We start from the raw sequence: 25,508 nt of genomic DNA on the forward strand, positions 1-25,508 counted from the left end.
CCGCCCCGCAGCCGGAACAAGCCCATGCAGGTTCTCTCCTCCATTCCGCGCACGTTGGCGCATTGCGCTGTCGCATCGATGGCGTCGATGCTGCTAGTGCCGGCGGCCCATTCGCAAAAGCCAAGCCCCACGCAGCAGCAGCTGGCGCGGCAAAGCTGCGAGGGGCTGCGCCGCGCGGTCACCGAAGACCAGAAGGGCGCAGCTTCGGGGCCGCTGTTTCTTGCGAGCTACCGGCTCGCGGCCGACAAGCAGGGCTCTCCGCCGCTGGAGCCCGCGCTGGCCGGCGCAGCCTTTACTTATGACAACGCACTGGCCGGCATTGCGCTGCTTGCATGCGGCGACACGGCTTCGGCCAGGCGCATCGGCGATGCCGTGGTGCGCGCGATGGAGCGCGATCCGGGCATGCCCGACGGCCGCATTCGCAACGCCTATCGCGCCGGCCCCATGACTGAAGACAAGGCCGCACTGCCGGGCCGTTGGGACGCGGGCAAGAAGCAATGGATTGCCGATGCCTACCAGGTAAGCACCGCTACGGGCAACGTGGCGTGGGCCGCCTTGCTGCTGCTAAACCTGTCGGAGGCGGAGCGCTCGCCGGCCTACGTGGCCAACGCGCGCAAGCTGCTCGGCTGGATAGAGCAGCGCACGCGCGCCAAAAACGGGCCCGATGGCTACAACGGCGGCTGGTATGGCTGGGACAACGCGCAGCGTCCGCAAACCTGGAAATCGACCGAGCACAACATCGACATTGCCATGGTCGCCGCATGGGCCGCACGCGCAGGTGGCTCCAACGAAGCCGAGCGCCAGCAAGCCCGCACCGCGCTCGAGTTCGTCAACCGCATGTGGAATGCGCAAGAGCAGCGCTTCAACATAGGCACCAAAGAAGACGGCGCCACCATCTCTACCGAAGCCTCGGGCCTCGATGCCCAGCTGTGGCCCCTGCTGGCGGCGCCCGAAGGTTCATGCGCGTGGACCCGGGCGCTCGACTGGGTCGAAAAGAACCACCGCTTCGCCGAGGGCTACGGCTTCTCGCGCAACCCCGACGGCATCTGGACCGAGGGCAGCGCGCAGGCCGCCGCAACGCTGGTGGCGCGCAAGGGCGCGGCACCCGAGGCGCTGTGGCAGCTGCTTGCATCGCAACGCGCCGACAACGGCCTGTACTACGCAACCCCGAGCACCCGCATTTCCACCGGCCTTGCCATAGGGCCGGACTCGACGGGCGCCGACTTTTACTACTACCGCTGGCCCCACTTGGGCGCTACCGCCTGGATTGCGCTTGCCGCAACCGGCTTCAACCCCTTCACCGGCAAAACCACTGCCGCAGGAGCTATCCCATCATGTCCAACCTGATCGCTACGCCGGAGTTCCAGCTCAACGCCCTTGTTGCGGGGCTCGCGCTTTTACTCATGTCATTGGGGCGGGTCGATCGCACCAGCCATCGCATGGTGTTTGGCGCGCTCACCGCGCTGCTGCTCATGCGCTATGCCGTGTGGCGCGTGGTAGCCACCATGCCGCCTTCGGACCTGGGCTTTGAAACGCTGTTTGCCTGGGTGTTTCTGGCCTTCGAGCTCACGGCCATCGTCTACACGCTCATGTCGATCCACATGCTGGTTGGCCGGCGCGACAACACGCCGCTGGCCGACCTGGGCGAGGCCGAGTTGCGCCGCCGCGGCGACAAGGTGCCGGCGGTGGACGTGTTCATCTGCACCTACAACGAAGAACTGGCGGTGCTCGAAAAAACCATCATTGCCGCGCAGGCCATCGACTATCCGCAAGTGAACGTCTGGGTGCTCGACGACACGCGGCGCGACTGGCTGCGCGACTATTGCGAACGCAAGGGCGTGCACTACGCGCGCCGGCCCGACAACAGCCACGCCAAGGCGGGCAACATGAACAACGGGCTGAAAATTTCTGCGGGCGTAACCAACGCGCCGTACATCCTGGTGCTGGACGCCGACTTTGCGCCGCAGCGGCAAATCATCTACCGCATGCTCGGCCTTTTTGCAGACCGCAAGGTCGGGCTGGTGCAAACGCCGCAGTTCTATTACAACGCCGACCCCATCCAGCACAACCTGCGCGCAACGGACAGCTGGGTCGACGAGCAGCGCGTTTTCTTCGACGTGCTGCAGCCGGCAAAAGACGCGGCAGATTCGGCCTTTTGCGTGGGCACATCGTTCATTGTGCGGCGCGACCTGATTACCGCCGCGGGCGGCTTTCCGGTGGGCAGCGTGTGCGAAGACATCCACACCACCTACCTGCTGCTGCGCAAGGGCCACGTTACGCGCTGGCTGGGCGAGAGGTTGTCCAACGGCCTGTCGGCCGAGAGCATCATCGATTACATCAACCAGCGCAGCCGCTGGTGCCTGGGCACGGTGCAGCTTGCTCTGCTGCCCGATGGCCCGCTGCGCGGCAAGGGCTACAGCTTTTCGGCGCGGCTCCACTTCTTGCACGGGCTGCTGCATTGGCTGGGCAAGCCTTTCATGGCAATGATCATGCTGGCGCCTGCGCTCTACTGGTATGCAGGCGTGTCGGTGTTCCACGCCACGCCGCAGGCCTTTGCTTCGTTCGGGCTGCCGCCGCTCATGATGTTCTGGGCCTACAGCTACTGGATCAGCCAGCGGCGCTGCCTGCCGGTGTTCAGCGAGGTGAGCCAGCTGGTGGCCGCCATGGCGGTAACGGGCACGCTCGCCAGCGCAATGCTGCGGCCCTTCGGCCGCCCCTTCAAGGTAACGAACAAGGGGCTCGACCGCTCCAAGACGGTGGTGCACTGGAAGCTGGTGGCCGTGTTCGGCGGCCTGCTGGTGGCACTGCAGCTTGGCGGCGCATCGGTGGCCTTGAGCGGCGAGGCGCTCACGCCGGGCGATGAACTCAACCTGGTGTGGACCGGCATTGCGCTCATCCTGTGCCTGGCAGCGCTCATCGCGTGCGTCGATTTGCCGCGGCCCGATCAGGAAGAGCGCTTTCCATGGCGTGCACGCACCCGGCTGCGAACGGCTGCCGGCGAAATCGACTCGCGCTTTGTCAACATTGCCGCGGACGGAGCGCTGCTCGAATCGCGTGCGCTCAAGCGCATGCGCGTGGGGCAGCCGCTGGAGGTGTATGTCGATCCCGTCGGCTGGTTGCCCGCGCAGCTTGCCGGCAAAAGCTCGGCCGGTGCCGAACTGCGGTTTGCCGGCACCGAGGCACAGCGCGAACGTTTGGTAAGCCACGTGTTCAACGTGCCTCCGAGCCATGTCGCGGTTCAGGTGCGGCCATGGCGCGCGGCATCGGCCCTGCTCGCCAGCGCGGGCTTCGGCGCGCCCGAAGCGGGGTTCGTGCGCTTTTCGCTGCGGCTCATCTTGATGGTGCTGGCGGTGTGCGTGGCCTTGGTGGTGAGCGGCTGCAACATGACGCCGCCCATGAAGCAACCCGACCTGGCGCTGCCTTCGCAGTTCCCTGCGGGCACCGCGGCGCCCAATGCCGAGCCGGTCGAGTGGCGCAACTTCGTTCAGGACGACGAGCTGCGCGGGCTCATTGCCACTGCGCTCACGCAAAACCGCGACCTGCGCGCCTATGCCGCGAAGGCCCGCGAAGCGCGCGCCGTGTATGCAGGAAGCCGCGCCTCGCTGTTCCCGCAAATCGGTTTGTCGGGCCACGCACAGCGCGCGCAAACCACGCCGCAAGGTTCGCTCAGCCCGGTGGGCAATGTGCCGTCCGACGGACGCGTGTCGAACAGCTTCGACATTCAGGCGGGCGTCACGTCGTATGAGCTCGACTTTTTTGGCCGCCAGCAGAGCACGGCGCAGCAGGCCGGCGCGCTGGCTGAAGCGGGCGACAAAGACTTTGCCGCGGCCCGCATGAACCTGGTGGGCGAAGTGTCGAATGCGTATCTCACGCTGCGCGCCGACCGCGCATTGCTTGCGCTGGCAAACGCCAACGAATCCGGGCTGGCATCCAATGCCGACATGATCGGCCGCGCCAAGGCAGCCGGCGGTGCCGCGCAGCTCGACGTGTATCGCGCGCAGTCGTTGCTGCAGAACGCGCGGGTGCGGCAAGAAGAGTTCCGCATGCGCGTCGCCCAAGACCTGCAATGGCTGAACGTGCTGGTCGGCCAGCCGGTGCCGCCCGAAACCGGCAGCGCACGGCCTTGGCCCGAACGCTCGACGGCATCGGTTGCTGCGGGCTTGCCCTCCAGCCTGCTTCAGCGCCGGCCCGATCTTCTGGCGGCCTATTCGCGCGTAGAGGCGGCCAACGCCGGCGTGGGTGCGGCCAAGGCCGCCATGCTGCCCACCATTTCGCTCACGGCTTTGGCGGGCGGCATCAGCGGAGACTTGTCGACGCTGCTGAGCAGCGGCAACAGGAGCTGGGCCGGTGTGCTGGGCGTGTCGCTGCCCATCTTCGATTGGGGCCGCCGCTCGGCCAACGTGACCGGCAACGAAGAGCGGCTGGCAGCCGCAATGGCGTCGTATGAATACGCGGCGCAAGTGGCGTTTCGCGAGACCGCCAATGCGCTGATTGCCGATGACCACATGCGCCCGCAACTCGAGGCGCAGCAGGCCCGCGTGCTGGCACTCGAAAAAGTTGCGAGCATTTCGCGCACGCGGTTCCGCGGCGGGCTTGAAGATTATTTTTCGAGCCAGGACGCGCAGCGCGAGCTCTATGCAGAGCAACAACAGCTCATCGAGATGCAACTCAAGCAGGCTGTGAACATGGTCAACCTTTACAAGGCGCTTGGCGGGGGCTGGCGCAGCGCGTAATGGCATTGCAACAGCGCGTGCAAGCGAGTCAAATTTCACGACTTGTCCGCATCGTCGAGCGCGCGCTGTCGTCTTCGCGTGGCTCCCTGCGTTCTTGATTGCAGACTGCGCTCGCGCCGGGCATTCGCCCCCGGGTTGGCAGTCGGAATCAAACTCAAGGGAGATTACGAATGAAGATTCAGCACACGATGGTTCATGTTCTTGTGACCACTGCCATGGCGTTTGCAATTGCACCCGCAATGGCTCAAGGCGTCGCACAAATGGCAAAGACCGATGCACCTGCCGTTTCAGGCAACGTGTACATGCCCGCCGGCCAGCAAAACCAGACCGGCGGCCCCATGGGCGAAACCGGCACCACGCTGCAAGTTGCACGGCCCGCCGCACCCGCGCCTGCGCCCGTTCGCATGGCAGCCCCGGCACCTGCGCCGGAGCGCATGGTGGCCGCACCGGTTGCTGCACCAGTGGCCGCACCAATGCCGGCACCGGCACCTGTCGCTGCGGCGAAGCCCATGCCCGAACCGGCGCGCGCAGCGCCGATGCGCCGCGCGCGCGCCGACCGCGGCTAATTCAGCTGCGTTCCCTGGGCTCTGAACGCGGCCGCCATCTTCCGGGGTGGCGGCCGCGTTTCAGCTTGAGGCTTCGCGCTATTGCTTTTGTGCCCCCATGAAAAAACCTGTGCTCTTGTCGCTTGCACTCGCTTGCGCGGCAACGTTCGCATACCGGCCAGCCGATGCGTTGGAGGCTGTTGCAAGCACCGAAGCGTCGGTTGAAGCGCACCAGTTGGCGCAAGCGGCAGCCAACGCGCACGACAGCCAAGGTCTTCCCTTTGCAGTTGTCGACAAGAAGAAGGCGCGTCTCTTTATCTTTGGTGCTGACGGAACCCTGCAAGGCACATCGCCCGTGTTGCTGGGGCTTGCGCAGGGAGACGATTCAGCGCCGGGCATCGGAGAGCGAAAGCTGTCCGATATACGCCCCGAAGAGCGCACCACGCCCGCCGGACGTTTTGTTTCGGAGCCCGGCACCAACCTGCAAGGCGAAGACATTGTGTGGGTGGACTACGGCGCGGCGGTGTCCATGCATCGCGTTCGCACCGCCAACAAGTCGGAGCGGCGGCTGGAGCGGCTTGCGTCGGCAAATGCGGCGGATCACCGCATTTCCTATGGCTGCATCAATGTGCCCGCGGCGTTTTACGACACCTACGTAAAGCCGGCGTTCGGCAGTGCGAGCGGCGTGATCTATGTCTTGCCCGAGCAGCAGCCTGCGCACGCGTATTTCAACTTTTTGCCAAGAGGCAATGAATGACGCGGCGCCAGGCGTGATGGCGCCTTGTATCAGCCCGCCTGGTTGATGGCGTCCTTCAGCGCTTTGCCGGCGGCGAACTTGGGGCTCTTGCTTGCCTTGATGGTGATTGCCTCGCCGGTGGAAGGATTGCGGCCCTGGCGCTCGGCGCGGCTCGCAACGGTAAAGGTGCCAAAGCCGATCAGCTGAACGGTGTCTCCACGCACCAGGGCGCGCGACAGATGCTCGAGCGCCGAGTCGAATGCGCGGCCTGCGTCGGCCTTGCTGAGGTTGGTGTCTTCTGCAATTGCGGCAATGAGTTCGGTCTTGTTCAAAACAGGGGTTCCTTTCAGTAGAACAGTGGTGAAAACGTTGGTGGGTACAGCACCCGAGTTTGACTGAATGCGAGCGGCGGATTTCCGCTTTTGCACACACATTCGCTTCTAAATTGACGTACCTGTGACAGATGCCCGCTGATCGCGCGCTGGTGCGGCAACACGAACCCCGGCACAGGTGTGACGTACTGGACAGAGTTGTACCCTAGTTCCGGTCCCTCACGTAAACCACCGCCGAACGTGAAGCAATTCCTAACGGAATAGAGGTGCGCCACGTATCGTCGCGGCCTGTTTCCAGAGGGAATTCATGCTCAATCCGTTCTTGAGAGACGTCGCCGCGGGCGAATCGTCTCCGCCCCACGCAAGGCCAACATACCTCGCCTTGCTGCCTTTGCTTCTGTACGTTCTGGCAACCGCTTCGTTGCTGACAATGGCCGTTCGCGTGCCGAGCGTTGTTGCGGCTGCGCTCTTCGTAACCGCGGCCATCGTGTCTTTGGGGGCAGGCGTCATTCTCGCCTTGAGCTTCTGGATCTTGCCGGAGCTTCCGAAAAGCATTTCGCTCCCGCCACGGCAATGACCAATTCCGAATCTCCGGTTCTTCGCATCCGCAACTGGCGCGGCGCGTTGATGGCCGCGTTGATCGTGCTCCTGATCGTGATGGCACTGCTCATGAAATGGCTGGTGCAGTTTCAGGTTGATGCGGCCCAGGAACGCCGCGCACTCGAGTCGCTTGCGCGCGAGGCCGAGGCGCGCTGCTTTGCGTTGGCGTCATATCGCGCAACGGAGGCGTGCCGCGCAGCACACGCCGCCCGCACGGCGAGCGAGCTCGCCGTCAAATAGCGCGTTATGCGCTCTTTATCAGCCTGACGATAAACAGGAGCACCACCGCGCCCACGGTGGCAACAATGAGGCTGCCCACGAGGCCACCGCCCATCGACACGCCGAACGTGCTGAACAGGAAGCCACCGAGCACGGCTCCCACCACGCCCACGATGAGATCGCCAACCAGGCCAAAGCCGCCGCCCTTGACGAGAATGCCAGCCAGCCAGCCAGCAACCAAACCTACAACAAGAAACCACAAAAGACTCATTACCTACTCCCTTTGATCGGCCACGATTGGCCTTGGAGCGGGCAGGGTATCAGCGGTGCAGGCAGCGGCCCGAAACGATCAAGCCGAAGCGTGAACTTGTGCTTTCTTGCAGGAAATTACCGGCGCGCGCTTCGCCTGACGCAGCGTTTGCCGCTGTTCAGCCGAGATCCAGCTTCTTGTGTTCACCCAGCGATGGCGGCTCATCGCCGGTGATGGCCGCCTTGGCCATCTTCAGCAGTTGCACCATCTTGCTTTCCTTAACGTCCCAATATTCGGCGCTTAGGATTTCAACCGCCAGCAGGGCCAGGTTCGGATCGGTCGCGCCGCCCGGAAACCAGGCTTTGGCCGCGGGGTTGAAAAGAGCTTCTTTCTTTGCCTGGTCTTCCCGCAGCGTTGCGCGGCCCACGACCGACACATAGCTGTCGTCGTCGGGGTTGGCGTAGGCGATGTTCACACTCGGGTCGCTTGCCACATGGCGCGCGACGTCGCCGTTCCTGGGTACAAAAAAGTAGAGTGTCGAGCCTTCTTCGATGTTCTTGCTTTGCGTGGTGAGCGGATGGCTGTGCAGTTGCCCATCGGCGTGGCGGTGGGTCAGCATGCCGTAGCGGGTGTCCTTGATCAGGTCCCAGAGCTTGGCGTGTTCGTCGGTAGTGGTGGTCATGGCTTGCTTGCTCTCCGTTGTTCTCGAGGTTCGAAAATCGAAGGCACCACCGTAGGCGGCCGAAAACCGGCGCCATGAGGAAGTTGGGCGCATGCGCGTGTCATCCGATGCCGACGCCTGGCGCGCGGCGCGAGGTGGCATGGCTGCGCATGCCGGGTGGGCTCAGTCGGCGACGAGCATGCCGCGCTTCTCGATGAAGGCGACCACCTCGGCTACGCCGGTATGGGTCTTGAGGTTGGTCATCACGTAGGGGCGCTGGCGGCGCATGCGCTGCGTGTCCTGCTCCATCACGTCGAGGTTTGCGCCCACATACGGCGCGAGGTCGGTCTTGTTGATAACGAACAGATCGCTCTTGGTAATGCCGGGGCCGCCCTTGCGCGGAATTTTTTCGCCGGCCGCCACGTCGATCACGTAGATGGTGAGGTCCGACAGCTCGGGGCTGAAGGTGGCCGCAAGGTTGTCGCCGCCCGATTCGACGAACACCACGTCGGCATCGGGAAAGTCCTCGAGCATGCGGTCGATGGCCTCCAGGTTGATGGAAGCGTCTTCGCGAATGGCGGTGTGCGGGCAGCCGCCGGTTTCCACGCCCATGATGCGTTCGGCGGGCAAGGCGCCGGCCACGGTAAGCAGGCGCTGGTCTTCCTTGGTGTAGATGTCGTTGGTAATGGCAACAAGGTCGTACTTGTCGCGCATTGCCTTGCAGAGCATTTCGAGCAAGGTGGTCTTGCCCGAGCCGACCGGGCCGCCGATGCCCACGCGCAGCGGAGGCAGTTTCTTGGTGCGATGGGGAATGTGATGCAGGGCGGAGGTCATGGCAAAGGTCCGGTTCGGTCAGCTTCTGAAGAGGCGCGAGTATTGTGTTTCATGGCGTGCCGACAGCACGGCCAAGAGGGGGGCGAAGGCTTGGCGTTCATGGTCGCCGAGCTGCATGGCACGCTCGACGGCAGTGGGAATTTCATTCGCAAGCCGCGCAAGAATGCGCTGGCCCGCGCTCTGGCCGAGCGGCACGGCCTTGACGGCGGCGGCAACCATGTTCTCGGCCCAGCCGAAGGCAAAAGCAAGGCAGCCGTCGTGCACCGAGGCACCGGTGCGGCTTGCGGCAAAGGCAAAGGCAATCGGGTAGCTCGCGGGCAGGTCGGCAAAAACGGCGGCGGTGTCGTCGTGGTGCAGCTTGAGCCATTCGACGAAGGAGCGGCCCATCTGTTCGGTCTGCAAGAAGAACTCGGCCGATTCGCGCGTGGTTATGACCCATTCATTGAGCTCGTGGATGCGCCGTGCGTTGCCATCGCGCCAGGCCGGTATGGCTTGCGCCACCAGTGCCAGGTCGCCGCGCGCAAAGCTGAGATACAGCTGGTCTGAGAGCCACTCGATGGCTTTGGCCTCCGAGTCGATGCCGGCCCATTCGACTGCCGCTTCAACGCCTTCGGAATAGGAGAAGCCGCCTACGGGCAAGGCGGGGGACGCGAGCCAGATGAGCTGCAGCAGGCTTTGTGCGTCGGGCATGTCAGCTCTTTTGCTTGGCGCTGTTGTTCAGGGCGGGTGCGCACCCTGATTCAGCCATGGTCGTCGAGCAGCTCCGGTGCAAGCACCAGCGGCTTCGGACCCTTCGAATGCGAGTGAGCGTGATCATGCGCATGGTCATGGCTGTGCCCACCGCCATGCGAATGCTCGTGCGACCCATATGCGCCGCCCTCAGGCTCGAACGCTTCCTCGACTGCGACGACGATCAGGTGCATCGAGCGCAGCATGTCGGCCAGCACATGGTCGGGCTCGATCTTCAGGTGGTCGGGCTTGAGCTCGATCGGCACATGGCGGTTGCCCAGATGGTAGGCCGCGCGAGTCAGGTCGAACGGGGTGCCGTGGGCCGTGCAATGCGTGATGCGCAGCACCGGCTGCGGCGCCGCGATCACGCGGACGAGCGAGCCGTCTTCGGCCACCAGCACGTCGCCGCCGCGCACCGCAGTGCCGCGCGGCAGAAACACGCCGATCTGCCGGCCTTGTGAGTCGGTGGCGTCGAAGCGGCTTTTCTGGCGCACGTCCCAGTCGAGTTCGATGGTGGCGGCGCGCTTCAGCAGCACGGGCGCAAGGCCGCGGCCCTGGGGCATGAGTTTGTTGGCGGTGAGCATGTTGCGAATGGAACGCCAAAGGCGTGAAACGACAGGATGGATACCGTCGAGGATACGCAGCCTGTCAAGCGGGCGCCGGGCCTCTTGTGCAAGACCCTGAGCGCTCCGCTCAGAACAGGAAGTAGCGCTGAGTGAGCGGCAGCTGCACCGCAGGGTCGCAGGTCAGCAGGTGCCCGTCGGCGCGCACGGCATAGGTCTGCGCATCGATCTCCATCTTCGGCGTGTAGCTGTTGTGGACGAGGTCTTTCTTGCGCACATTGCGAATGTTCTTTACCGCGCTCAGTTGCTTGGCCAGGCCATAGCGTTCCTTGATGCCCGCAGCCAGGCCGGCCTGCGAGACGAAGGTGAGCGAGCTTTTGGCCAGCGAGCCGCCGTAGGCGCCGAACATCGGGCGATAGTGCACCGGCTGCGGCGTGGGTATGGACGCATTGGGGTCGCCCATTGCGGCCATGGCAATGGTGCCGCCCTTGATGAGGGTAAAGGGCTTCACGCCGAAGAAGGCGGGCTTCCAGATGACGATGTCGGCCCACTTGCCGACTTCGAGCGAGCCGACCTCGTGCGCGATGCCGTGCGCAATGGCGGGGTTGATCGTGTACTTGGCGACGTAGCGCTTGGCGCGGAAGTTGTCGTTGCGCTCGTTGTCTTGCGGCAGCTTGCCGCGCTGCAGCTTCATCTTGTGCGCCGTTTGCCAGCAGCGCAGCACCACCTCGCCCACACGGCCCATGGCCTGGCTGTCGGAGCTGAACATGCTGATGGCGCCCAGGTCGTGCAGCACGTCTTCGGCAGCAATGGTTTCCTTGCGGATGCGCGACTCGGCAAAGGCCAGGTCCTCGGCAATGCCTGCGTCCAGGTGGTGGCACACCATGAGCATGTCGACGTGTTCGTCGAGCGTGTTCACGGTGTAGGGCATGGTGGGGTTGGTGGAAGAGGGGAGAAAGTTTTCTTCGCCCACCACGCGAAGAATGTCCGGCGCATGCCCGCCGCCCGCGCCTTCGGTATGAAAGGCGCAGATCGAGCGGCCGCCCACGGCGGCAATGGTGTTCTCGACAAAGCCCGATTCGTTGAGCGTGTCGCTGTGGATTGCCACCTGCGTGTCGGTGGCGTCGGCCACGTCCAGGCAGTTGCTGATGGCCGAGGGCGTGGTGCCCCAGTCTTCGTGCAGCTTGAGTCCGATCACGCCGGCTTCGATCTGCTCGTGCAGCGCATCGGGCAGGCTGGCGTTGCCCTTGCCCAGGAAGCCCAGGTTCATGGGGAATGCATCCGCCGCCTGCAGCATGCGCTCGATGTGCCAGGGGCCGGGCGTGGCGGTGGTCGCGAACGTGCCGGTGGCCGGGCCGGTGCCGCCGCCGAGCATGGTCGTCACGCCTGAGGCGAGCGCTTCCTCGATCTGCTGCGGGCAGATGAAGTGGATGTGGCTGTCGATGCCGCCGGCCGTGACGATGTTGCCCTCGCAGCTGATGATCTCGGTGCCCGGGCCGATGACGATGTCCACGCCCGGCTGCACGTCGGGGTTGCCGGCCTTGCCGATGGCAGCAATGCGGCCGCCCTTCAGGCCGATGTCGGCCTTGACGATGCCCCAGTGGTCGAGGATGAGTGCGTTGGTCAGCACCGTGTCGACGGCGCCCCCGGCGGTGGGGCCGCTGCCCTTGCCGTCGCGTGTGCGCTGCGACTGGGCCATTCCGTCGCGAATGGTCTTGCCGCCGCCGAACTTCACTTCTTCGCCGTAGCCGCCGGCGCGCAGGGTGTAGTCGGCTTCCACCTCGATCAGCAGGTCGGTGTCTGCAAGACGGACCCGGTCGCCCACCGTGGGGCCGAATATCTCTGCGTATGCACGCCTTCCGATCGTTGCCATGGCTTAGAGCTTTCCTTGGATGAGGCCGCGAAAGCCGTAGACGACGCGGTCGCCCGAAAAATCGACCAGCTCGACCGTGCGCTGCTGGCCGGGCTCGAAGCGCACCGCCGCGCCCGAGGCAATGTTCAGCCGCATGCCGCGCGCGGCCTCGCGATCGAAGCCAAGCGCGCCGTTGGTTTCGGCAAAGTGATAGTGCGAGCCGACCTGGATCGGCCGGTCGGCGGTGTTCTGCACCACCAGCGTGAGCGTGCGGCGGCCGGGGTTGAGCGTGTGCTCGCCGTCGTCGGTAAAAAGTTCGCCGGGAATCATGGTGTCGCGGCGCCGGGTTAGACCGCCTGCGAAAGCAGCGTCGCGCCCAGTGCCACCACTGCAGCACCCGCCACGCGCGGCAGCCAGGCATTGGCATGGCGCAGCGCCCAGCCAAGGCCGATGCCGGCAAGATGCAGCAGCACGGTGGCGCCCACCATGCCCGCCAGCGTCAGCGCGGCGCCTTGCTCGCTCGCGAGTTCGTGGCCGTGCGCCACGCCATGAAACACGGCAAACACGCCGACCACCGCAGCCGCTGCCGCAGCCGGCAGGTGGGTGCGCGTGGCCACCAGCAGGCCCAGCACCAGCAGCGAGGCCGCAATCATCGGCTCGACCGCCGGCAGCTGCACACCCGCCAGCCCCGCCAGCGCACCGGCCAGCAGCATGCCCGCGAAGGCCAGCGGCGCCCACAGCAGATCGGGCCAGGCGCGCCGTGCGGCCAGCGCGCTCCAGAGACCGACCGCCACCATGGCCGCCAAATGGTCGGCGCCGGTCAGCGGGTGCAGAAAACCGGTGGTGAAACCGTGGTGCACACCGCCGTCGGCGCCGGTGTGGGCGCTGGCCGCGAGGGGCAGCAGCATGGCAACAAGGGCAAGGGTCTTCGAAGCGTTATGGCGCATGACAGGGCTTTCTTGTTCTGGAGAAGGAGGGTCAGACGATGGGTTGGTGGACGGTGACCAGCTTGGTGCCGTCCGGAAAGGTGGCTTCCACCTGGATGTCGGGAATCATCTCGGCGATGCCGTCCATCACGTCGGCACGCGTGAGCACCGTGCGGCCCTCGCTCATGAGCGCCGCAACGCTCTTTCCGTCGCGGGCGCCTTCCATCACGGCGGCGGAAATCAGCGCGACGGCTTCGGGGTAATTGAGCTTCAGGCCCCGCGCCTTGCGGCGTTCGGCCAGCAATGCTGCGGTGAAGATCAGCAGCTTGTCTTTTTCGCGCGGGGTCAGTTCCATGAGGGGGCGTCGGGTGCGTGGAAGTCGGCCATTATTGGGCAGGCTTCGGCTTTGCAACAGTCGTGCCGCCGTTCGCCAAAAGACGTATGGATGGCACGAAAGCTGCACCGAAACGGTGTGAACCCCGCCGAGACTTCCACCACCCCCGACGACGCGCCGCAGCGCATCGTGAAGGTGCGGCGCGACTACAACAGCTGGGTGGCGAGCGAAACGCTGGAAGACTACGCCCTGCGCTACACGCCGCAGCGCTTTCGCAAATGGTCCGAATGGCGGGTAGCCAACACGGCTTTTGGCGCCGCGTCTTTCCTCATATTGGAGGCGGTGGGGGCCACGCTGCTGGTGCAGTACGGTTTTGCCAATGCCTTCTGGGCCATCGTGGCGACGGGGCTCATCATCTTTCTGGCGGGCCTGCCGATCAGCGTGTACGCCGCGCGCTACGGCGTCGACATGGACCTGCTCACGCGCGGCGCGGGCTTTGGCTATATCGGGTCCACGCTCACTTCGCTCATCTACGCGTCGTTCACGTTCATCTTCTTTGCGCTCGAGGCGGCGGTGATGGCCTATGCGCTGGAACTGGCGCTGGGCGTACCGCCCGTCTGGGGTTACCTGGTGTGCGCGCTGGTGGTGATTCCGCTGGTGACGCACGGCGTTTCGGCCATCAGCCGGCTGCAGCTTTGGACGCAGCCGCTGTGGCTGGTAATGCTGGTGGTGCCGTTCGTCTTTGTTCTGGTGCGCGATCCTGGTGCATTTGCCGGCATCGTGCACTACAACGGTGTGAAGACGGGCGCAAAGGGCTTCGATCTGCACCTGTTTGGCGCTGCACTGACGGTTGGCATCGCCTTGATTACCCAAATGGGGGAGCAGGCCGACTACCTGCGCTTCATGCCCGCGCGCACCTCCGTGAGTGCCCGGCGCTGGTGGGCGGGCGTGCTGGCAGGCGGCCCGGGTTGGGTGGTGCTTGGGGTGCTCAAGATGCTGGGCGGCGCGCTGCTGGCCTACCTGGCCATCACGCACATGGTGCCGGCCGAGCGCGCGGTCGATCCCAACCAGATGTACCTGGCGGCCTACGAGTACGTGTTTCCCAACTACGGCTGGGCCGTGGCCGCGACCGCGCTGTTCGTGGTCATTTCGCAGCTCAAGATCAACGTGACCAACGCCTATGCGGGCTCGCTGGCGTGGAGCAATTTCTTCTCGCGCGTGGCGCACAGCCATCCGGGTCGGGTGGTGTGGGTGGTGTTCAACGCGCTCATCGCTTTCATGCTGATGGAGATGAACGTGTTCGAGGCGCTGGGCGACGTGCTCGGCCTGTTCGCCAACATCGCCATCGCCTGGATGATGGCCGTGGTGGCCGACCTGGTCATCAACAAGCCGTTGGGGCTTTCGCCGCCGGGCATCGAATTCAAGCGGGCGCACCTGTGGGACATCAACCCGGTGGGCGTGGGCGCCATGGCGCTGGCTTCGCTGCTTTCCATTACCGCGCACCTTGGCGTCTTCGGGCCGCTGGCGCAGGCTTTTTCAGCGCTTATCGCGCTTGGCACAGCGCTGGTCGTTTCGCCGCTGATTGCCTGGGCCACGGGCGGCAAGTACTACCTGGCGCGTGGTTCGGTGGGCAATGGTGCGGTCGCGTTTGCGCCGGCATCGGGCTCGCGTGCGGTGCGATGGGCACGGGTCGAGAACGGCGTGGACGAGCCCGGCGCGGACGGCGCCTATCAGCGCCTCAAGGTGCAGCACTGCGTGATCTGCGAGCGCGAATACGAAGGCCCCGACATGGCTCATTGCCCGGCCTACCAGGGGGCGATCTGCTCGCTGTGCTGCACGCTCGATGCGCGCTGCGGCGATTTGTGCAAACCGCATGCGAGTCTTTCGGCGCAGTGGTCGTCGGCGCTGCGCTGGCTGCTGCCGCGCCTCAGCTGGCGGTATCTCGATACGGGGCTCGGGCATTTCCTGCTGCTGATGCTGATCATCGTGCCGGTGCTGGCGGTGGTGTTCGGTGTGCTCTACCAGCAGGAGCTACGCGCACTGGCCGAAAGCGCGGTGCAGCTTGCATCGCAATCAGAGTTGGCCGAAGCGCTGGCCGGCGTGCAGCGCTCGTCGCTGCGCTCGGGCTTTCTCAAGGCATACATGGCGCTGCTTGTCATTGCCGGGGTCGTGGCATGGTGGCTGGTGCTGGCGCATCAGAGCCGCAAGGTGGCGCAGGAAGAATCGAACCGCCAGACCCATTTGCTGATGCGCGAGATCGAGCTGCACCGCGCCACCGACCGCGCGCTGCAGTCGGCCAAGCAGACGGCCGAGGAGGCGCGCGAAGTCGCCGAGCAGGCCAAGCTCGCAGCAGAGGAGGCCCGCCGCGCCGCTGACCAGGCCAACCAGGCCAAGAGCCGCTATATCAGCGCCATCAGCCATGAGCTGAGAACGCCGCTCAACAGCATTCTTGGCTATGCGCAGCTGATGGGCGAAGACGCGTCCGTGCCGCCGCACCGGCAGCAGGCGGTGGCGGTGATCAAGCGCGGCGGCGAGCATCTGCTGTCGCTCATCGAGGGCACGCTGGCCATTGCGCACATCGAGGCCGGCAAGCTCACGCTGCACGCCCGGCCCATGCGCTTTGCCGACACCCTGCGCGAACTGGCCGACATGTTCGAACTGCAGGCAGCCGAGAAAGGCCTTCGGTTTCGCTTCGAGGCGACAGGCACCTTGCCGGAGGTGGTGCGCGCCGATGAAAAGCGGGTATGCCAGATTCTCATCAACCTGCTGGGCAACGCGATCAAGTTCACGGCGGCGGGCGAGGTGACGCTGCGGCTTTCTTATGCACGCGAATTCGCCTCGGTTGAAATAGAAGACACCGGCCCGGGCATGACGGCCGAAGACATCGAGCGCATCTTCGAGCCGTTCACGCGAGGCGACGCGGCGGCGGCCGCTACTCCCGGCGCAGGGCTGGGCCTCACCATCGCCAAGATGCTGACCGACCTGATGGGCGGCGAAATGAAGGTGCGCAGCACGCCCGGCAAGGGTTCGCTCTTCCGCGTGCGGCTCTTCCTGCCGCGCGTGCATGAGACGGCGGGCGCAGCAGGCCTGCCGGCTCAGGTGCAACGCGCGCGGCGCGGCTATGAAGGGCGGCGCCGCCAACTGCTGGTGGTGGACAACGAAGAGGCCGACCGCGATTTGCTCGGCCATGTGCTGGCTCCACTTGGCTTTGGCCTGCGCACCGCCGCAAGCGGGCACGACGCGCTCGATCTCATCGTTGCGGGCTTCCGGCCGGATGCGATGTTTGTCGACCTGGCCATGCCGGGCATCGACGGATGGGAGACCATTCGCCGTGCGCGCAAGCTCGGGCTGGTCGATGCGCCGGTGGCGATTGTCTCGGCCAATGCCTTCGACAAGGGCCTGGACAACGACGTTGGCATTGCGCCCGAAGATTTTTTCGTCAAGCCAGTGCGGCACTCAGAGTTGCTCGACTGGCTCGAGCGCCGGCTCGGCCTGCAATGGACGGACACCGCCGCCAGGCCGCTGCCGGCTACGGAGCCGCGCGCAGTGCAGGCGCCTTCGCTTTCGAGGCTGCGCGCACTCGACGAAGCTGTGAGCCTGGGCTACTTTCGCGGCATCATGAACCAGCTCGACGAGATCGATGCCGAAGAACCCGAATGCAGGGCATGGACCGAGGCGCAGCGCGTGCTTGCCCGCCAGTTCCAGTTCGAGGCCCTGGGCCGCGCGCTTGCGGCCGCCGTTAGCGCTGCCTGAAAATTGCGGCGAACATCGACACTCCATGGACACCACACCGCTCGCTAAAACGCTGCGCGAACAGGGCGCCAACAGCGACTTGGTGCTGATCGTCGACGACGTGCCGGACAACCTTGCCGTGCTGCACGATGCGCTCGACGAATCCGGCTACACGGTGCTTGTTGCCACCAGCGGCGAACAGGCACTGCAGCGCGCCGCGCAGGCTCGGCCCGACATCGTTCTGCTGGACGCCATGATGCCGGGCATCGACGGTTTCGAAGTGGCACGCCGGCTCAAGGCCGATGCCGCAACGGCGCACATTCCCATCGTCTTCATGACCGGGCTCACCGAAACCGAGCACCTGGTGGCCGCGCTGGAGGCGGGTGGCGTCGACTACGTCACCAAGCCGATCAAGCCCAAGGAAGTGCTGGCGCGCATGAACGTGCACCTGCAAGGCGCCCGCCGCGCCCGGCAGGACGCGCGCCAGGCCGGGCAGGCGCGCAATGCGCTCGACGCCTTCGGCTACGCCAGCATTACCGTGCGCTTGCCCGAGGGCCGGCTGATCTGGCAGACGGCGCTCGCGCGCGACCTGCTGCAGCGCTACTGCGACACCCGCGCCCCCGAAACGCCGCCCGCCATACTGGAATGGCTGCGGCGCCATGCGCCCGATGCCCGGCAAAAGGGTATCGAGCCGCCGGCCCTTTCGGTGGTGCAAGGTGCAAGCAGCCTCAGCCTTCGGCTGCACCGGCAAACGGGGCAGGACGACGATGGCGACGAATGGATGATCGTCATGCGCGAGATTTCGGACACGGCCGTGATCGAGGCCATGAGCCTGAGCCTGAAGCTCACGGCGCGCGAGGCCGAGGTGCTCTATTGGGTGGTGAAGGGCAAGACCAACAAGGACATCGGCGAGATTCTCGGCAGCAGCCCCGCCACGGCCAAGAAGCATCTCGAGAGGGTGTACGTGAAGCTTGGGGTCGAGACGCGCACGGCAGCAGCCGGCGTGGCGATCAAGCGCATTCGCGAGCTGCAGCCGCTATTCGAGATCTGAGGCAATGCGGGCGCGCCAGCCGCGTCGCCCGGGCGACTTCCGCCGTCCCTAGAATGCGCGATCCCCGGGATGCTGGCGATGAAGAAGAACAGACCCACAACAACGATTCGATGGCCCCGGCTCGCCTGGCTGCCCTTGGCGGCCTGCGTGCTGGCGAGCGCGGGTGCATGGGCAGGCGGCCATTTCGATGTTGACGATGCCGGCACGCTCGATGCGGGCCGATGCCAGTACGAAGCCTGGTGGGGCCGTACCGGACCGGAGCCGGTAACCGGGTTGCACCTTGGGCCATCGTGCCGCGTCGGACCTGTCGAACTCGGGTTCAGCTTCGACAGGCTTTCGGCAGAGGGAATTCATACAGTCATCGCCGGGCCGCAGCTCAAATGGAACTTCTTCGGGCCGGCGGCAGATGCACCGCTGAGCGCCGCAATTTCACTTGGAGCTGTGTTCGACGTCAGGCGCGGCGGCCGTGCCGGCGGGCAACTGGTGCTGCCCGTCACGTGGCGCCCTGCGGACAGTCTGCAACTTCACGCCAACATCGGCGCCGACTGGGCCACGGGCACAGGCGCACGTACGCCCCGTGCCGGCCTGGCGGCGGAGTGGGCGCTCGACGAAAAAGTGTCGCTCATCGCCGAGCGCAGCCGCGCGTCGGGCGTATGGACCTCGCGCATCGGCGGGCGCTTCAGCCTTACGCCGCTGATCAGCGTGGATGTGAGCGCTTCCAGGACCGGGCCACGCGGCGTGAACGGCTTTGTCGTGGGGCTTAACCACGAGTTCGGCTGGAAGTAAGCAGAGGCCGGGGCGAATCAGCGCAGGTAGCGCTGAATGCGTTTCTCGTCTTCCGCCAGCTGCCGGCGCATGAGGGATAGAAAGTCGCGCGCGGTGGTGGAAAGCACCTTGCCAGCCGGCATGGCCAGCACGCACGAAAAGAACACGTCGACCGATAGCCTTCGCACGACGAGTCCGCGTTCAGCGTAGTCGAGCGCGGTGATCGGGTTGACGAGTCCCACGCCCAGGCCGCGCAAAGCCATTTCGCAAACGCTGGCCGCGTAGGGTGTCTGCACCATCACCCGAAGCGCTGCGCCGCGTTCGGCAAGCGCGGCTTCGAGCCCGCGGTGCGAAGGGTCCTCGGGGTTGAGTGCAAGAAACGGCACCTGCGCGAGCTGCTCGGGCTCGACGCGCTTGAAGCGGGCCAGCGCATGGCCCTGCGGCATCACGACCACGCCGGGAAAGCGCGCGAAGGTGGAGTGGTCGATGCCTTCGAGCGACAGTTCGTCGGCCATCAGGCCGAAGTCTGAAATGCCTTTTGCCACGCGGTCGCGCACGTCCTTGGAACTGAGCACCTGCAGCGACACCTGCGGCCAGGGACTGTCGCCGCGCTGCGCCTTCAGGCGCTCCAGCGCCCGCGGCATGAAGCCGAGGCCAAAGGCCGGATAGCAACTGAGTTCGAGCTGGTTGGTGCCGAAGTCGCGCAGGCTGCGCATGCGGTGCTCGATGGCTTCCATGCCGATGAAAACCCGCTCGACCTCCGTCCATAGCGCGCGTGCCTCTGGCGTGGGCACCAGCCGCCCGCCGGTGCGCTGGAACAAGACCATGCCGGCTTGCGCCTCGAGCCGCTTGAGCGACTGGCTGATGGCCGGTTGCGTCACATGCAGCAGCGCGGCGGCCTTGCGGGTGGAGCCGGCACGCATCAGGGCCCGGAACGTCTCTATTTCGGTGAAGCGCATCGATAAGTTTTCTTATCGCTTGAGTATTTCAAGCTAGATGATTTTATTTGCAGATGCCTAAGATTTAGGCACAACTTTCCACGCCCAACACCACTCGTGAACATGCCTGCGCCCGTTATGCACTTCAAGTTCGACTCGCCTCCCCAGCCGTCGGCCGCGCCGGCAACCCCTGCGCGCATCCGGCCGCCGCAGCCGGTGAGAAACCCCCGCTTGCAGGGCTTTCGTTGCCTTCGCTGCGATGCGCCTTACTCGCTCGGCCTGGCGAACGATGGCTGCCCGGCCTGCCGCGCCATGGGCATCCACGTCGGGCTGCGTGCCAGCTATCTGCCCGACAGCGGCAGCCCGCTGCCCATGCCCTACGCACCGGGGTTCACGCTGGGAGAGGGGGGTACGCCGCTCGTCGACATGCCAGGGCTGGCCCGCCAGCTCGGCGTGGCGCGGCTCGCGCTCAAGGACGAATCGTGCAACCCCACCGGCTCGCACAAAGACCGGATGACCGCGGTGGGCGTGGCCCAGGCGCTGGACTTTGGCGCCCACACGCTGGTGCTGGCCTCGTCGGGCAACGCCGCGATTTCGGCGGCGCACTATGCGTGGGCCGCGGGCCTGGCGTGCGAAGTGGCCACCTACGAAGGCCTGCCGTCAGCCTATGCACGGCAACTCGATTCCCTCGGTGCCCGGCGATATACCTTTGCAGACAACGCCGGCCGGTGGGCTTTTGTGCGTGAGCGCTCACAACATGCGGACTATTTCGCGCTGACCAATTACCGCTTGCCCGCATTGGGCAGCGCACCGCTGGCGATCGAGGGCTACAAGCCCATTGCGCTGGAGTGCCTGAACGAGGGCGGCCTGCCCGACCACGTGGTGATTCCCACGGCGCGCGGCGACCTGGCCTGGGGCATCTATGCGGGGTTTCGCGACCTGCTGGCGGCGGGGCGAATTGCGCGGCTGCCGCGGCTCTGGCTGGTAGAGCCGTTTGCGCGGCTCTCGCGGGTGCTTGCCGGCGGCGCGCTCAACGGCACGTATCTCGGCCATACCGCCCAGTTTTCTACCGCGGGCTCCACCGTGACTTACCTGCAGTGGCAGGCGGCCGTTGCTTCGGGCGGGGGCGCGGTGGTGGTAAGCGACGACCAGGCGCGCGCGGCCCGGCAAAAGCTGACTGCGGCCGGCGTGAGCGCCGAGCTTTGCGCCGCCGCCGGACTGGACGCCGCGCGCCAGTTGCGCGAGGGCGGCGCCATTGCAGGCGATGCCCACGTGGTGCTGATGCTCACCGCCAATGCCTCGCGCGACCCGAGCTGGCCGGACGAAACCGCCTGAGCTCCCCAGTTACCCAAAGGAATCGAAACCATGCAAGCACTGCAACGCCGCGCCTTCCTGGCTGCCGGTTCGGCCGCTCTTTTCTGCACCACGGCGCAGCGCGCCTGGGCTGCTTTTCCGGACAAGCCCATCAAGCTGATCGTGCCGTGGGCCGCCGGCGGCAGCACCGACGCCATTGCGCGCGCCATGGCGCAGCGCATGAGCCAGACGCTCGGCAGTTCGGTGATCGTCGACAACCGGCCGGGGGCGGCCGGGCAGATCGGCACCGAAGCGGCGGCCAGGGCCACGCCCGATGGCTACACGCTGGCCATCGTCGAGTTGCCGCACGCCATTGCGCCCGCTGTGACGGCGCGGTTGCCCTACGACCTGCTGCGCGACTTCACGCCGGTGACGATGATCGGCACTTCGCCGCTCGTCTTCTTTGCGGGCATGGGCGACGATAGCCGCGACTTCAAGACTTTCGTCAAGACCGCGGCCGCGCATTCGATGCCGCCGGCCATTGCGCACAGCGGCGCCGGCACGGTGAGCCACCTGGCGGCCGAACTGCTGGCGAGCCGCACGAAGATCAGGTTCAACATGGTTCCGTACCGTGGGTCGGCGCCGGCGCTTACAGACGTGGCGGCGGGCACGGTGGGCGGCCACTTCGCGACGCTGGCCAGCGGCTCCAGCCTGATGGGCGCCAACCGGATCCGCCCGCTCCTGGTGACGAGCACGCAACGTGTGAGCCTTCCGGGGCTCAAGGAGGTGCCTGCCCTGGCGGAAAGCGGACTCAAGGGAATGGAGATCGACCAGTGGTGGGCGCTGGTGGCGCCCGCCACCACGCCGCTGGAGGTGATCGAGCGGCTGCGGCGCGAAGCCATCGCCGCGCTGGACCATCCGTCGGTAAGGGAGCGCATGACGACTCTCGGCGTGCAGCTGAAGGGGTCCACCACGGGCGAACTGCGGGCTTTCATGCGGGCAGAAGCCGAGCGCTGGCAAAAGGTTGCGCACGACATCGGGCTTCAGCCGCAATAGAAACAGGCCGAAGTGCGGCTGGACCGGCCGGTTTGCGCAACCGGCGGCTGATTTGGGTTCAGCGCCCGGATTGCACCTTGATCCGGATCGTGTTCACGTCCCAGCCCCGGTTTCGCAGCCGGGTAACCAGCATGGGCGACAGTTGGCGCAACTTGGCGGCCGCGGCACTGCCGTTGACCAGGAGGCACCACACATCTCCTTCGGCCGGGCCGGCCTGCACGGCGGGGCGCATGGCAGGCGGAATCAATCCCTCGACCGCCCGGAGCCGGTCGCCGGCATCGCGCGCACGGGCAATCAGGCTCGCCAGGGTGGGCGAACCTTCGGCGGCCTGGTGCAGCGTGAGAGGCGGGACGGTGCGGCGATTCATGGGTAATCCGGAGGGTGGAACAAGGGCAGCTAAAATGCCCGGTTTGCCGACGCTTGCGCCGGCAGATCCGGTCTGAGCCGCTTGCTTTCGAGGCTTGCATTCGAAGAAGGCGCGCCCAACTGCTTTCACCATATCTTAGGGAATCCGGTCGCAGTGCCTGTTGTGTCAGGTGCACGCCCATCTCCACGCCAATGGCAACCAACTTCCTGACCCAGATTTTCGGCAGTCGCAACGACCGGCTCCTCAAGCAGTATCGCAAGACGGTGGAGCGCATCAATGCGCTGGAACCCGAGTTCGAGAAGCTCACCGACGACGGGCTGCGCGCAAAAACCCAGGAGTTCAAGGACCGCATCGCCAAGGGCGAAACCCTCGATGCCCTGCTGCCCGAAGCTTTTGCCACGGTGCGCGAAGGCTCCAAGCGCGTCATGAAGATGCGCCATTTCGACGTGCAGCTGCTCGGCGGCATGGCGCTTCACAACGGCAAGATCGCCGAAATGCGCACCGGCGAAGGCAAGACGCTGACCGCCACGCTGCCGGTGTACCTGAACGCGCTGTCGGGCCAGGGTGTGCACGTGGTCACGGTGAACGACTACCTGGCCAACCGCGACGCCCAGTGGATGGGCCGCCTGTACAACTTCCTGGGCCTTACGGTGGGCATCAACCTGCCGCAGATGCCGCGCGAGGAAAAGCAGCAGGCCTATGCCAGCGACATCACGTACGGCACCAACAACGAATACGGCTTCGACTACCTGCGCGACAACATGGTGTACGAGCCGGGCGACCGGGTTCAGCGTACCCTGAACTACGCCATCGTCGACGAGGTGGACTCCATCCTGATCGACGAGGCCCGCACGCCGCTGATCATCAGCGGCCAGGCCGAAGACCATACCGAGCTCTACCTGGCCATCAACAAGGTGGTGCCGCTGCTGACCAAGCAGGAAGGCGAAGCCGATCCGCGCACGGGTGAAGGCGTCACAGTGCCGGGCGACTTCACGGTCGACGAAAAGACCCACCAGGTGTTCCTGACCGAAGACGGCCACGAGAAGGCCGAGCAGCTCCTGAGCGAATTCAAGCTGCTGCCCGAAGGCGCCTCGCTCTACGACCCGGCGAACATCACGCTGATGCACCACCTGAACGCCGCGCTGCGCGCGCGGCACCTGTATCACCGCGACCAGCATTACGTGGTGCAGCAGGGTGAAGTGGTCATCGTCGACGAATTCACCGGCCGCCTCATGACGGGCCGCCGGTGGAGCGACGGCCTGCACCAGGCCGTGGAAGCCAAGGAAGGCGTGCAGATCCAGGCCGAGAACCAGACGCTCGCCTCGATTACCTTCCAGAACTACTTCCGCCTGTACAACAAGCTGGCCGGCATGACCGGTACGGCCGACACCGAGGCCTACGAGTTCCAGGAAATCTACGGTCTCGAGACCGTCATCATTCCGCCGAACCGCATCAGCAAGCGCGAAGACCAGCTCGACCGCGTCTACAAGACCACGCGCGAAAAGTACGAAGCGGCCATCCAGGACATCCGCGAGTGCTACGAGCGCGGCCAGCCGGTGCTGGTAGGCACCTCGTCGATCGAGAACTCCGAAATCATCGACGGCCTGCTCACCAAGGCGGGGCTGCCGCACCAGGTGCTCAACGCCAAGCAGCATGCGCGCGAAGCGGACATCGTGGCGCAGGCCGGCCGCACGAAGATGATCACCATCGCGACCAACATGGCGGGCCGCGGTACCGACATCGTGCTGGGCGGCAACATCGAGAAGATGATCGAGGCGGTCGAGCAGGACGAGGCGCTCGACGAAGCCGCCAAGCAGACCGAGGTGGAGCGCATCCGCGCCGAATGGACCAAGGACCACGAATTCGTCAAGTCGCTGGGCGGCTTGCGCATTATTGCGACCGAGCGCCACGAGTCGCGCCGCATCGACAACCAGCTGCGCGGCCGTTCGGGCCGCCAGGGCGACCCGGGCTCTTCGCGCTTCTACCTGAGCCTGGACGATCCGCTGATGCGCATCTTTGCGGGCGACCGCGTGAAGGCGATCATGGATCGCCTGAAGATGCCCGACGGCGAAGCCATCGAAGCCGGCATCGTCACGCGCAGCATCGAAAGCGCGCAGCGCAAGGTCGAGGCGCGCAACTTCGACATCCGCAAGCAGCTGCTCGAATACGACGACGTGTCGAACGACCAGCGCAAGGTGATCTACCAGCAGCGCAACGACATCCTCGACGCGGCCGACCTCACGGCGCAGATTGCGGCGCTGCGTGAAGGCTGCTTCATGGATCTGGTGCGCCAATACGTGCCGGCCGAATCGGTCGAGGAGCAGTGGGACCTGGCGGGCCTGGAGAAGACGCTCTTCAACGAGTGGGGCATCGACATGCCGCTGAAGAGCGAAGTCGAGGCCGCCGAGGCGGTGAGCGACGAAGACATCGTCGAAAAGGTGGTGAAGGCCGCCAACGACACCTTCGACGCCAAGGTGGCGCTCATCGGCCAGGAAAACTTTACGCAGTTCGAGCGCATGGTGCTGCTGCAGAGCATCGACACGCACTGGCGCGAGCACCTGGCTTCGCTCGACTACCTGCGCCAGGGCATTCACCTGCGCGGCTATGCGCAAAAGCAGCCCAAGCAGGAATACAAGCGCGAAGCCTTCGAGCTTTTCGGCCAGCTGCTCGATTCGGTCAAGAACGAAGTCACGCGCCAGCTGATGACGGTGCGCGTGCAGTCGGGCGAGCAGCTCGAGCAAGCCGCCGATGCGCTCGAGAGCCGCGGCGAAAACGTCTCGAACATCACCTACAGCGCACCGACCGAAACCGGCGAGGTCGAGGTTCGGCTCGACGAAGAAAACCAGCGCCGCATCGCGGCTGCCGGATTGGGGCTTGGAACGCTCAGCGCCGAGGCGGCTGCCTTTGCGCGCGTCGGCCGCAACGATCCGTGCCCCTGCGGCAGTGGCAAGAAGTACAAGCAGTGCCACGGCAAGCTCAGCTGACCCAGAAA

At 65.5% G+C, this 25,508-nt stretch carries 23 protein-coding genes; 11 read left to right on the forward strand and 12 right to left on the reverse strand.

The annotated features are described in order from the left end of the window. Window positions 1-24: 24 nt before the first annotated feature. The 4 genes from J2X67_RS06850 (at window position 25) to J2X67_RS06865 (ending at window position 6,035) form a co-directional block, all read left to right on the forward strand. Window positions 25-1,347: a hypothetical protein gene (locus J2X67_RS06850; RefSeq protein ID WP_309951695.1), complete on the forward strand. Its 1,323-nt coding sequence runs from the start codon at window positions 25-27 to the stop codon at window positions 1,345-1,347. After that, window positions 1,335-4,733: an efflux transporter outer membrane subunit gene (locus J2X67_RS06855; RefSeq protein WP_309951697.1), complete on the forward strand. Its 3,399-nt coding sequence runs from the start codon at window positions 1,335-1,337 to the stop codon at window positions 4,731-4,733. Before J2X67_RS06850 ends, J2X67_RS06855 begins: the two co-directional genes overlap by 13 nt. A gap of 170 nt (window positions 4,734-4,903) precedes the next feature. Continuing rightward, the gene (locus J2X67_RS06860) at window positions 4,904-5,299 is read left to right on the forward strand and encodes a hypothetical protein (protein ID WP_309951698.1); all 396 of its coding nucleotides are present in this window, start codon (window positions 4,904-4,906) and stop codon (window positions 5,297-5,299) included. Between the two features lie 97 nt (window positions 5,300-5,396). Then, window positions 5,397-6,035, forward strand: a complete 639-nt coding sequence (locus J2X67_RS06865; RefSeq protein ID WP_309951700.1) for a L,D-transpeptidase — start codon at window positions 5,397-5,399, stop codon at window positions 6,033-6,035. Between the two features lie 29 nt (window positions 6,036-6,064). Here the strand turns inward: J2X67_RS06865 and J2X67_RS06870 are convergent, their stop codons facing one another. Beyond that, on the reverse strand, window positions 6,065-6,448 hold the full coding sequence (locus J2X67_RS06870; protein ID WP_309951702.1) for an HU family DNA-binding protein: 384 nt from the start codon (window positions 6,446-6,448) through the stop codon (window positions 6,065-6,067). 471 nt (window positions 6,449-6,919) lie between these two features. On the opposite strand from J2X67_RS06870, the gene J2X67_RS06875 reads away from it, so the two are divergent. Beyond that, on the forward strand, window positions 6,920-7,186 hold the full coding sequence (locus tag J2X67_RS06875; protein ID WP_309951703.1) for a hypothetical protein: 267 nt from the start codon (window positions 6,920-6,922) through the stop codon (window positions 7,184-7,186). A 4-nt stretch (window positions 7,187-7,190) separates the two neighbouring features. Here J2X67_RS06875 and J2X67_RS06880 read toward each other — a convergent pair whose 3' ends face one another. The 9 genes from J2X67_RS06880 to J2X67_RS06920 form a co-directional block, all read right to left on the reverse strand. Continuing rightward, the gene (locus J2X67_RS06880; protein WP_309951705.1) at window positions 7,191-7,436 is read right to left on the reverse strand and encodes a GlsB/YeaQ/YmgE family stress response membrane protein; all 246 of its coding nucleotides are present in this window, start codon (window positions 7,434-7,436) and stop codon (window positions 7,191-7,193) included. 157 nt (window positions 7,437-7,593) lie between these two features. Beyond that, window positions 7,594-8,097, reverse strand: coding sequence for a pyridoxamine 5'-phosphate oxidase family protein (locus J2X67_RS06885; RefSeq protein ID WP_309951708.1), 504 nt, complete (start codon window positions 8,095-8,097; stop codon window positions 7,594-7,596). Between the two features lie 162 nt (window positions 8,098-8,259). Then, the gene (ureG, locus tag J2X67_RS06890; protein WP_309951710.1) at window positions 8,260-8,910 is read right to left on the reverse strand and encodes an urease accessory protein UreG; all 651 of its coding nucleotides are present in this window, start codon (window positions 8,908-8,910) and stop codon (window positions 8,260-8,262) included. Window positions 8,911-8,928: 18 nt separating this feature from the next. Continuing rightward, entirely contained in the window at window positions 8,929-9,600 is a 672-nt protein-coding gene (locus tag J2X67_RS06895) for an urease accessory protein UreF (RefSeq protein WP_309951712.1), read from the reverse strand. A gap of 50 nt (window positions 9,601-9,650) precedes the next feature. Further along, on the reverse strand, window positions 9,651-10,223 hold the full coding sequence (ureE, locus tag J2X67_RS06900) for an urease accessory protein UreE (RefSeq protein ID WP_309951713.1): 573 nt from the start codon (window positions 10,221-10,223) through the stop codon (window positions 9,651-9,653). 109 nt (window positions 10,224-10,332) lie between these two features. Further along, a complete protein-coding gene (gene ureC, locus J2X67_RS06905) occupies window positions 10,333-12,075 on the reverse strand; it encodes an urease subunit alpha (protein WP_309951715.1) in 1,743 nt (580 codons plus the stop codon). 3 nt (window positions 12,076-12,078) lie between these two features. After that, the gene (locus tag J2X67_RS06910) at window positions 12,079-12,384 is read right to left on the reverse strand and encodes an urease subunit beta (RefSeq protein WP_309951717.1); all 306 of its coding nucleotides are present in this window, start codon (window positions 12,382-12,384) and stop codon (window positions 12,079-12,081) included. Window positions 12,385-12,401: 17 nt separating this feature from the next. Beyond that, window positions 12,402-13,001: a HupE/UreJ family protein gene (locus J2X67_RS06915; protein ID WP_309951719.1), complete on the reverse strand. Its 600-nt coding sequence runs from the start codon at window positions 12,999-13,001 to the stop codon at window positions 12,402-12,404. Between the two features lie 31 nt (window positions 13,002-13,032). Beyond that, the gene (locus J2X67_RS06920; RefSeq protein WP_015867014.1) at window positions 13,033-13,335 is read right to left on the reverse strand and encodes an urease subunit gamma; all 303 of its coding nucleotides are present in this window, start codon (window positions 13,333-13,335) and stop codon (window positions 13,033-13,035) included. 90 nt (window positions 13,336-13,425) lie between these two features. Between J2X67_RS06920 and J2X67_RS06925 the strand changes: the two genes are divergently transcribed. The 3 genes from J2X67_RS06925 to J2X67_RS06935 all read left to right on the forward strand — a co-directional run bounded on the left by J2X67_RS06925 (window position 13,426) and on the right by J2X67_RS06935 (window position 18,883). Further along, complete coding sequence (locus tag J2X67_RS06925) at window positions 13,426-17,067, forward strand: ATP-binding protein (protein ID WP_354328488.1); 3,642 nt, start codon at window positions 13,426-13,428, stop codon at window positions 17,065-17,067. A 25-nt stretch (window positions 17,068-17,092) separates the two neighbouring features. Then, the gene (locus J2X67_RS06930) at window positions 17,093-18,097 is read left to right on the forward strand and encodes a response regulator transcription factor (protein WP_309951722.1); all 1,005 of its coding nucleotides are present in this window, start codon (window positions 17,093-17,095) and stop codon (window positions 18,095-18,097) included. A 78-nt stretch (window positions 18,098-18,175) separates the two neighbouring features. Beyond that, window positions 18,176-18,883, forward strand: a complete 708-nt coding sequence (locus tag J2X67_RS06935; RefSeq protein ID WP_309951724.1) for a hypothetical protein — start codon at window positions 18,176-18,178, stop codon at window positions 18,881-18,883. 17 nt (window positions 18,884-18,900) lie between these two features. Here the strand turns inward: J2X67_RS06935 and J2X67_RS06940 are convergent, their stop codons facing one another. After that, window positions 18,901-19,821, reverse strand: a complete 921-nt coding sequence (locus J2X67_RS06940) for a LysR substrate-binding domain-containing protein (RefSeq protein ID WP_309951726.1) — start codon at window positions 19,819-19,821, stop codon at window positions 18,901-18,903. Window positions 19,822-19,923: 102 nt separating this feature from the next. Here J2X67_RS06940 and J2X67_RS06945 point away from each other — a divergent pair, with 102 nt between their 5' ends. Together J2X67_RS06945 and J2X67_RS06950 are read left to right on the forward strand one after the other, a co-directional pair. Then, on the forward strand, window positions 19,924-21,135 hold the full coding sequence (locus J2X67_RS06945) for a pyridoxal-phosphate dependent enzyme (RefSeq protein ID WP_309951727.1): 1,212 nt from the start codon (window positions 19,924-19,926) through the stop codon (window positions 21,133-21,135). A gap of 30 nt (window positions 21,136-21,165) precedes the next feature. Beyond that, window positions 21,166-22,149 carry a tripartite tricarboxylate transporter substrate-binding protein gene (locus J2X67_RS06950; protein WP_309951728.1) on the forward strand — a complete coding sequence of 328 codons (984 nt, stop codon included), beginning with the start codon at window positions 21,166-21,168 and terminating at the stop codon, window positions 22,147-22,149. A 58-nt stretch (window positions 22,150-22,207) separates the two neighbouring features. Here J2X67_RS06950 and J2X67_RS06955 read toward each other — a convergent pair whose 3' ends face one another. Continuing rightward, a complete protein-coding gene (locus J2X67_RS06955; protein ID WP_309951730.1) occupies window positions 22,208-22,516 on the reverse strand; it encodes a hypothetical protein in 309 nt (102 codons plus the stop codon). 191 nt (window positions 22,517-22,707) lie between these two features. Between J2X67_RS06955 and secA the strand changes: the two genes are divergently transcribed. Then, window positions 22,708-25,500 (forward strand): preprotein translocase subunit SecA, encoded by a 2,793-nt coding sequence (secA, locus tag J2X67_RS06960; protein WP_309951731.1) that lies wholly within the window; start codon window positions 22,708-22,710, stop codon window positions 25,498-25,500. Window positions 25,501-25,508 lie beyond the last annotated feature (8 nt).

Origin of the sequence: Variovorax sp. 3319 (assembly GCF_031456585.1) — a bacterium.
Taxonomy (GTDB): domain Bacteria; phylum Pseudomonadota; class Gammaproteobacteria; order Burkholderiales; family Burkholderiaceae_C; genus Variovorax; species Variovorax paradoxus_P.